The organism is Microcystis sp. M53602_WE12 (assembly GCF_030065455.1).
GTDB classification, from domain to species: domain Bacteria; phylum Cyanobacteriota; class Cyanobacteriia; order Cyanobacteriales; family Microcystaceae; genus Microcystis; species Microcystis aeruginosa.
Genome location: NZ_JASJFB010000104.1, coordinates 1 through 8,562, shown reverse-complemented (window position 1 = coordinate 8,562; position 8,562 = coordinate 1). Strand labels below are relative to the sequence as shown.

Annotated in this window: 5 protein-coding genes; all 5 read left to right on the top strand. The window is 41.7% G+C overall.

Features of this window, described 5'->3' with window-relative positions; genetic code table 11:
* Nucleotides 1-27: 27 nt before the first annotated feature.
* Complete coding sequence (locus PX482_RS04320) at nucleotides 28-1,110, top strand: PhzF family phenazine biosynthesis protein (RefSeq protein WP_288122109.1); 1,083 nt, start codon at nucleotides 28-30, stop codon at nucleotides 1,108-1,110.
* A 271-nt stretch (nucleotides 1,111-1,381) separates the two neighbouring features.
* Complete coding sequence (locus PX482_RS04315) at nucleotides 1,382-4,444, top strand: FkbM family methyltransferase (RefSeq protein WP_288025356.1); 3,063 nt, start codon at nucleotides 1,382-1,384, stop codon at nucleotides 4,442-4,444.
* Nucleotides 4,445-4,470: 26 nt separating this feature from the next.
* Entirely contained in the window at nucleotides 4,471-5,934 is a 1,464-nt protein-coding gene (locus PX482_RS04310) for an FkbM family methyltransferase (RefSeq protein WP_288097372.1), read from the top strand.
* A 55-nt stretch (nucleotides 5,935-5,989) separates the two neighbouring features.
* Nucleotides 5,990-7,486 (top strand): glycosyltransferase family protein, encoded by a 1,497-nt coding sequence (locus PX482_RS04305; RefSeq protein WP_223210596.1) that lies wholly within the window; start codon nucleotides 5,990-5,992, stop codon nucleotides 7,484-7,486.
* A 21-nt stretch (nucleotides 7,487-7,507) separates the two neighbouring features.
* A complete protein-coding gene (locus PX482_RS04300) occupies nucleotides 7,508-8,254 on the top strand; it encodes an FkbM family methyltransferase (RefSeq protein WP_002795518.1) in 747 nt (248 codons plus the stop codon).
* Nucleotides 8,255-8,562: the final 308 nt, after the last annotated feature.

Sequence of the window (8,562 nt, the reverse complement as noted above, 5' to 3'; positions counted from 1 at the left end):
GCAGCCAAGAATTTAAGGGAAGAAGGTATGAGAATACTGTCAACAAATACCGATGGACAGTCGGAATTTCAAGCTTGGGGAGAAACTGTAAGACTCGTTGGTACTTGTACCCAAAAGCGGGTTTCTGTGAATCAAGAATCCTCCGTCACAGCCTCAGCTTGGCGGCGGGAGTGTCAATCCTACTATACCGCCGATGTTTTTAGTGATCGCATTTTTGGCGGTAATCCCCTGGCGGTTTTTCCGGAAGCATCTGGATTAACCCACACCCAGATGCAAAAAATCGCCGCCGAATTTAACTTCTCGGAGACAGTCTTTGTTTTTCCGCCAGAAACGCCCCAAGGCACTAAAAAAGTCCGTATCTTCACCCCCAGTACCGAATTACCCTTTGCAGGGCATCCTACCGTCGGCACAGCCTATATTTTAGCCCTAATCGGTGCTATTCCCCCCCACCAAGAAACCACGATTTATCTGGAGGAAGGAGTCGGTTTAGTACCAGTGAAAATTCTCATGGACGGGGAAAAACCGGTCTATAGTGAGTTAAAAGTGGCACAATTGCCAGAATTAGTGACGGATACTTATGCTCTCGATGATTTAGCGGCGATTCTTTCCCTAAGCGTTGCCGATTTCTTACCCGGTTATCCCCCCCGCGCCTTTTCCTGCGGTCTCCCTTTTTTATTCATCCCCGTTAGAAACCGAGATGTTTTAGGGAAAATAAAACTAAATCTAAGTCTCTGGTCATCATTATTGGGACAATCCCCCGCTAATTCCCTTTTTGTCTGCTGTTTTGACCCAGAATCACCCCAATCTCGTCTCTATGGCCGAATGTTTGCCCCCGGTTTAGGAGTTATGGAAGATCCCGCCACCGGTTCGGCTGTGGCCGCTTTAGCGGGCTATCTAGGGGGGTTAGAATCTTCTAGGGAAGGGATGAATCAATGGACGATAATCCAAGGGGTAGAAATGGGCAGACCCAGCAGTTTACAATTAAAGTTTCAGAAAAACAACCGGGCAATTACGGAAGTTTCTGTGGGTGGTGCATCAGTTCTAGTCTGCCAAGGCAAGATGATAATTGCCGATGGGGAAACAAAAAGCGATATAAACAGGTCATTGTGATAGCAATCACTGAAGTTAGTAAAAAGGAGATGAACAATCTTAAAACATTAAGACCTGCAAGGAGCAATCTCCGTTTTCTGGGATGGATAAGAATAAATTTGACAGGGTATAGGGAAAAATATAAAATTTCTAGAGGGATAACCAAGAAAAAAAACAGCAGTTATCTTAATGACGAGGCAGTAGGCAAAATGAAGTTATACTTTATTTTTCTGAGAAAACCTGTCAGCAGTCATGGAATGTCTATAGTTAAAGTCTATTAAAATTAGTCATTATGCTCACCTCTTATCAGGAACTACAAAAAGAACTTAGTTTGTCCTTACAAGACTTAAATAGTTTTGCCGACAAATTCCAAGAAAGTTATGATATTATAGTATCTGCAAACGAAATCAATGAGAATCAGGGTGTCGGGGTTCTTTTAAAGAGAATTTTCCCTGATACTGGTGGGATAGTCTCCTTGCGAACCACTAATCTCTACGGAGGAGAGCAAGATTTTGGAGTCCATAATTTTTGTCTGGATGTGCGAGGTTGTTCCTACGGGGAAATTTTATTAAAGATCCAAAATTTATTTGTTCATTTAAAACCGAAAAGAGTCTTAGTAATTCCCTACTTTGTCGAAGATTTTTATGTAGCCACAGCGATTAAATCTCTCTTTCAGGTCCCCGTTTGTACCTACCTGATGGATGATCAGAACGTCTATGTTAATGCCGTCGAAGATGAAGCAGTTCAGAAATTACTCGATAGCAGCGATCTAATTTTAGGGATTTCTCTGCCCTTGTGCCAAGCCTATGAAAAAAAATATAGGCAGAAAATCTGGTTTATCCCTCCCCTCGTCGAAAGCTATCTGTTTCCCCCTGAAATTGTCATGCCTGATCTGATGGGGCGAGGTGTTTTGATTGGTAATATTTGGTCTCAGAATTGGTTAGAAAAACTACGTCAGTTATGTCGGGAATCCCAAATAAAAATTGATTGGTATGGTAATCCCAATCGTCAATGGCTGCAATTCCAAGAGGAAGAATTAGCGCAGGATGGAATTTTCTTTCAAGGCTACTGTCCCCAGGCTGACCTAATTAACCACCTACGTCAAGCTCCTTTCGCCCTTGTTCCCACTGGCAGTTCCGCGGAAGAAGAGGATCGGCCAGAATTCTCCTATTTGAGCTTACCCTCCCGTATCCCTTTTATCGTCGCTGCCGCTAACACCCCCATTCTGGTGGTCGGTCAGAAGGATAGCGCTGCTGCTAAATTTGTGCAAGAGTTTGACCTCGGTTCTGTCTGTGATTATGCGGCCGCAAGTTTCTTGACAGAAATCGCCAAACTCCACACCTATAACTATCAACTAAAACTTCGTCAGGCTAGTCATCAATTAGCCTCCAGTTTAAAAGCCGATCATTTTGACGATTGGCTCTGGCGATCATTAGAACAGGGAAAACCCATCGATGATCGCTTTGCTATCTTCCAGAACCACTACATCTGCGGCCATGCTATTATTACCCCCTGTGAAGTCAATCAACAGCACGGTACAGGGGCCCTAGTAAAAAGAATCTTTGCCGATAATCGTCAAATTATTTCCATACGCTCCGCTGATCACTACGGTGGGGAACAGGATTTTGGGGTCTTCAGTCTTCTTCTCGATCACCGAGAGCTATCGCGAGCGCAAGTGTTTCAGTCAGTGCTAAAAACCCTCGCACACAACCAGATTGAGAGCGTTTTTTGTGTCCCTTATTACGCCAGCGATATTCTGACAGCGATCGCTATTAAGGAATTATTTAACGTTCCCCTTGCCACCTACATCATGGACGATCAGAATATCTGCGTTCAGGAGATTCCCGATGCTTTGATGAAAGAGTTTTTAAGCAAATGTTCCGTTCGTTTTGCCACCCATCCCGAACTCCGCGACGCTTACGAGAATAAGTACGGCTACAAATTTTGGCTCCTACCGGCGATCGTTCCCCACCGTCTCATTAATAGTGAAGTTGCCGAAGTTTCTCCCCAACGCTGTCAAGAAAAATGGGGAGCTTTATTAGGGAGCATTTGGAGTCCCCAATGGTTCCAATCTCTGTTAGAGAGTATTCAAGGGGCAGGGATTAAACTAGATTGGTATGGCAATTCTAACTATTATTGGCTCAAAGAATCTGCCGCAGAATTAGAAAAATGGGGACTTTATAGCCAAGGACTTTATCCCGAAGAACAACTAGGACAACAACTACAAGCATATCCCTTTGTCATTGTTCCCACGGGAACTATGGACGAAAGAGATGATCGGACAGAATTGTCTCGCCTTAGTTTACCTGGCCGGATTATTTTTAACCTCGCCACCGCGAACACCCCAGTAATTCTTTTAGGCAGTAATAAAACCTCGGCGGCTAACTTTATTAATCGCTTTCAAATCGGTGTGGTTTGTGATTATACACCTGAAAGTTTGGCCGCAGCCGTGGACTACGTTCTTCAACCAGAAAATCAGCAAAGAATGCGAGAAAATGCCGTTAAAGTAGCAGCCAAATTCTCCGATAAAGGGATCGATCAATGGGTGTGGCAGTCCCTAGAAAAGGAACAAGCGGCCGATGACAGATTTGAAGCGATTTTACCTCGATCGCCGATCGATTTAGTTCACTTTATTGAACCCCCCGTTCCCGCAATTATTTATAAAGATTATGCTCAAGTCTATCAAGTGATGCGACGTTTGCGAGGGCAAAAATATCGGCCAGATTTTGTGGTTGATGTGGGAGCTTCCCACGGTATTTGGTCTCATACCGCTAGTCAATTATTCCCTGAAGCTCGCTTTATCCTCATCGATCCGCTAATCTCAAAATACGAGCAATCGGCCAGAAATTACTATATCTGTAATATTCCTCAAGCGGAATTACTAGAAATTGCCATCTCTAATCAAGCTGGTCAGTTAAGTTTTCAGGTTTCCCCCGATTTATACGGAAGTTCCTTGCTCACTCCCGCCGATTTTAGAAACTATGAAACGATTACAGTGGAAGTAAAAACCCTCGATCAGGTGGCGACAGATGAGCAAATTTCTGGCAGAGGAATATTAAAATTAGACGTGCAATGTGCCGAGCATATCGTCTTAGAAGGAGCCAAAGAATTTATCGCTCAGGTGGATTTAGTCGTTGCTGAACTCTCCTTTATTCGCTATGATCAGAACGCTCTCGTCTTCAATGAAATGCTTAATCTTTTGGATCAGCTTGGTTTCCGTTATTATGACGAAACTGGCGAATGGAGATCTCCCATTGATGGCACACTCCTCCAAAAGGAAGTGGTTTTTATTCGTCAGGATTTGTTAGTTCCCGAAACTAGCCGCAAAATTGAAAATTCTCCCAGTCAAGCTTAAGACAATTTACCTAATCACTAGCCAAAATGATCAAGAAATTATTAGCCAAAAATAAAATAGTTCAGCGAGTTAAAGCGGTCAAAGATTTATTTCTAGAAAAACTTGATTCACTCAGTCATGTCCAACTGGAACAAATCCAAAAACTGGAAAAACTGGAGAAACTTAATCAGCTTGATCCCTTAGATTTTAAGGTTGAGCAACTTAATAACTCCACGGAGCAAATCCGACAAGAAAATGCAGAAACCAAGCGAAAGGCTGATTTATCACTGGAAAATCAAGCTTTTTTGCTGAAGTTTTCCGTAGATATAATTAAAAATATGCAAGTATTGACGGAAAAACTCCAGACAAATCACAGCGAATCTCAAAAACAGCACCAATTAACTCTCGATACTTTCCAAAAAATAGCCAGCCAATCTCAAAAACAGCACGAATTAACTCTCGATACTTTCCAAAAAATAGCCAGCCAATCTCAAAAACAGCACGAATCAACTCTGGACACTTTCCAAAAAATAGCCAGCGATGTGCGATTAGACTCCCAAAAACATAGTGATACAATTATCGATTCTTTCCAGAGAATTTATGAAGCTTACCAACAGCAAAGCGATGCTGTTTTTGGAACCATACAAAAAATACAAGAAAATCTCCAGCAAATTAGCGAAGATAACCGCCAAATCTTTGAAGATATTCACTCTCAAAAATACAAAGTCATTATCGATCAAAAATATTTTCAAGATTTAGACATCGAATTAATGACTTATTTATATTCCTATCTTCCCCATCGTCTTGCAGTAGATATTGGTGCTAATCGGGGCGATGTTTCTAGTCGTCTCCTACAAGTTGGTTATCAAGTTTATGCCTTTGAACCTTTTCCTGCTGTAATCGATAAGCTCAAAAATCGCCTCGGTGATCATCCTAACTTTCGGCTTTTTCCCTTTGCTCTCGGTTCCGAAAATCAAACCCAAGAACTCCATATAGCCACCGATGAAACCCCAGACAACACCTATCAAGATGCCAGCTTTTATAACAGCTTAACTAAGCATTCTCTCTCGGAAGGTTTAGTATTTACCGATACTATTCCCGTTACTGTTAAAACCCTAGCCAGCCTCCACGATGGCGAGGAATTACCTAAAGATATTGGTTTGGTTAAAATTGACACAGAAGGCTTTGATTTAGAAGTAATCAAAGGTATGGGCAACTATCGTTATCCCGTGGTAGTTGCGGAATTTTGGGATAAAAATTTCCCCTTTGGTCGTTCGGGAGCGATGAATCAATTACCAGATTTAGTCAAGGCCATGAAAGAAAGAGATTATCATTGGCATCTAGTTATCTATCGTATTTGGGGCAGTTCCGACGTTAGTTATTACTGTAATTCTGCCTATTCCCTCGATAATTCTTGGGGCAATGTTTTCTTTTTCCAAGATTATCAGGTCTTCCATCAAGCCTTACTTTGGTCTGCTTCCGTTATGCCAGCTACTTATTTTTCAGCCTAGAAACTTAGGCATCAATCATTTTTTCACAAACTAACTAACTAGGTGAGTAATGATTATGAAAAAAAATATTTCCTTAACCAGTGAAATTTTGATTCTCATCGGTTTGGGAATCGCTTTTTTGCTAGTAGGCATATTCTTTGGACCTAGATTACAACCCGTGTGGATAGATGAAGTAGTATTGGCAGAACCAGCAGCTAATCTAGCTTTATACGACAGTTTTACCTCGGCTGCTTGGTATCATCAAAATGCTCAGGAATTCCATGTTAGCACTTCTTTTCTTTATACGGTTTTGCTGGCTTTATGGATAAAAGTTTTGGGATTTAGTATTGAAAAAGTTAGGCTTTTTAATTATGTGTTAATGCTTCTTAGCATCACTGTAATCTGGTTATTCATCAAGAAATTGCCTTTAATTAAGTTTTCTTGGCTAAGAATTATCCTAGTGGTTAGTTGTCTTTTGCCAGCAGGAATTACCTTTATTTATATATCGGGAAGGTACGACACTTCCGGCATTTTCTTATCAGCACTGGTTTTGGGGGCTTTTTTAATAAAAGATGCTAAAATCCGATGGCTTACTATGACAATTATTGGATTTTTCTTTCCCCTTTCTGGATTGTCAGCAGTGGTCTTTGCGACAATTTTTGGCGGTATCCTACTCCTTTTCAACTTTCAGCGATTTTGGCGGGAATTTGTCGCCATAGGTGGGGGATTTATTTTGGGAATGTTATTTCTTTATGCACTTTACTCAACTAATGGTGTTTGGGATGATTTTGTTAGTCTGACTTTGGGTCATACTGTTGCCAGTGCCAACCTTAACAGAAGTGTCATTGATATAATATTTTCCAGAGTGAGCAAACTTTTTGACCAGAAAGATTATGTGTGTGGTGGCTGCTTGCATCCGTCTTTTCCCCCACTGTCACTACTGCTGATCATCTTGATATTTTATGAACTATTGACCAAATCTTTCCGGTGGCGTTCTCCTTCCTTTTTTGCTTTGATCAGCGTTATTACCATACCAACTACTATGTGTTTTCTGGGGAAATATCCACTTTACTATAGTTGGATGTCGATGTTTCCCTTGATCATTTGTATTTGCTGGAGTTTTAATAATATTTTAGAAAAAAATACGGGCAAAATTCAGACGACAATTATTAGTATAGCTTTTTTGGTTTTATTATTTTATGCCAACTTACTAGGACTACCTTACCTAGTGCAAAGTACCTTAAAACAATGGGAAAATAATGACTATGCTAAAGTACAAAACTTTCTCGATAACAAAATTAATCCTCAGGATCACATCTACGCTGATTTTCAAACATTCTACGCCCTCAAGTCTCGGGCTAAACGAGTTTATTTCCCCCTTTATAATGGGCAGATGACACCAGAGGATAGGGATAATCTTTCATTAATTGTCATTGATCCTAGGGCCAGTGCTAGAGCATCTTGGAATCCCGGATTAGCAGAAATTGTTGGCGACTCACTCCCCCAGTGGTACGATACAGGAGAACAGTTAGATACAGGCACTTATGGGATGAAATTGTACCGAAAAAGATAAACCCGAAGTAATTCAAAGGATATGAACTCTGAAAAACTGCAATTAAGGTCTGATTACCAAAAAATGCTTGATGACTTAGATACTCAAGTCCTCCAATTGGATCGACAGGTATTTAAACGACTACAAAACCTAGGTTACACCCCGAGGGTGATCTTTGATGTGGGTGCTTCTAATAGTGGCTGGTCCTACTATATCAAACAGGTGCTGCAGGAAGCTGAATTTTATCTCTTTGAACCCCTCATCGACTACAGCAGCGACTATCGGGAATTAATCTCAGAAATCCTGCGAGTCTATCCCTCCTTTCATCTGTATAAATACGCCCTAGGTGAAACCTGCGGCGAGGTGACGATGAATGTTTCCACGGACGTGGTGAGCAGTAGCCTCTTGCCAACCGGTGATGATAGTCAGCCCACCACTCCCATCTCGGTGCAAATGTTAACAATTGATGACGCAATTGCCCGACTTGGTTTACCCCATCCCCAAGTGATCAAAATTGATACCCAAGGCTCGGAGTTGTCTATACTTAAAGGAGCCGTCAAAACCCTACCTAAAGTCGATGTTCTCTTTCTCGAATGCTGGCTCTATCGGGGCTATGGCCAAAAAACTCCCCTCTTAACCGAAATCGCCGATTGGTTATTATCCTTTAATTTTCGGCTTTGGGATGTGGCCGATGCCTATCGCGATCAAGGGGGAGTGCTAACCACATTAGATTGTATTTTTGTAAATACTCAAGCCGGTATTGCCCCGATTTGGTACTATGAGAACTAGAGTGGCTTGACTTTCCTAACCCGTCTAGTCCTTGCCGTGCGAGGGAAAAGAAGAACAGTCTATTTTCTTCCCAGATATCCGATAGACCAAGTACCAAGTGGGAGAGCAAGGGACAGGATTAAACAGTCCTTAGATCACTATTTCGGGAAGGGGAAACTGAGCCATACTTAGGGCTTGCTGAATAAATCTAAAAACCTTGCTGGATAAGACTTTTAGACTTTTTGTCAATCCAAAAGTACCGGACCTGGGAGTGAGCGGGGGGAAAATTCAGGTACTTTTTCCCTGAAAATTAGGTAATTGACCAGATG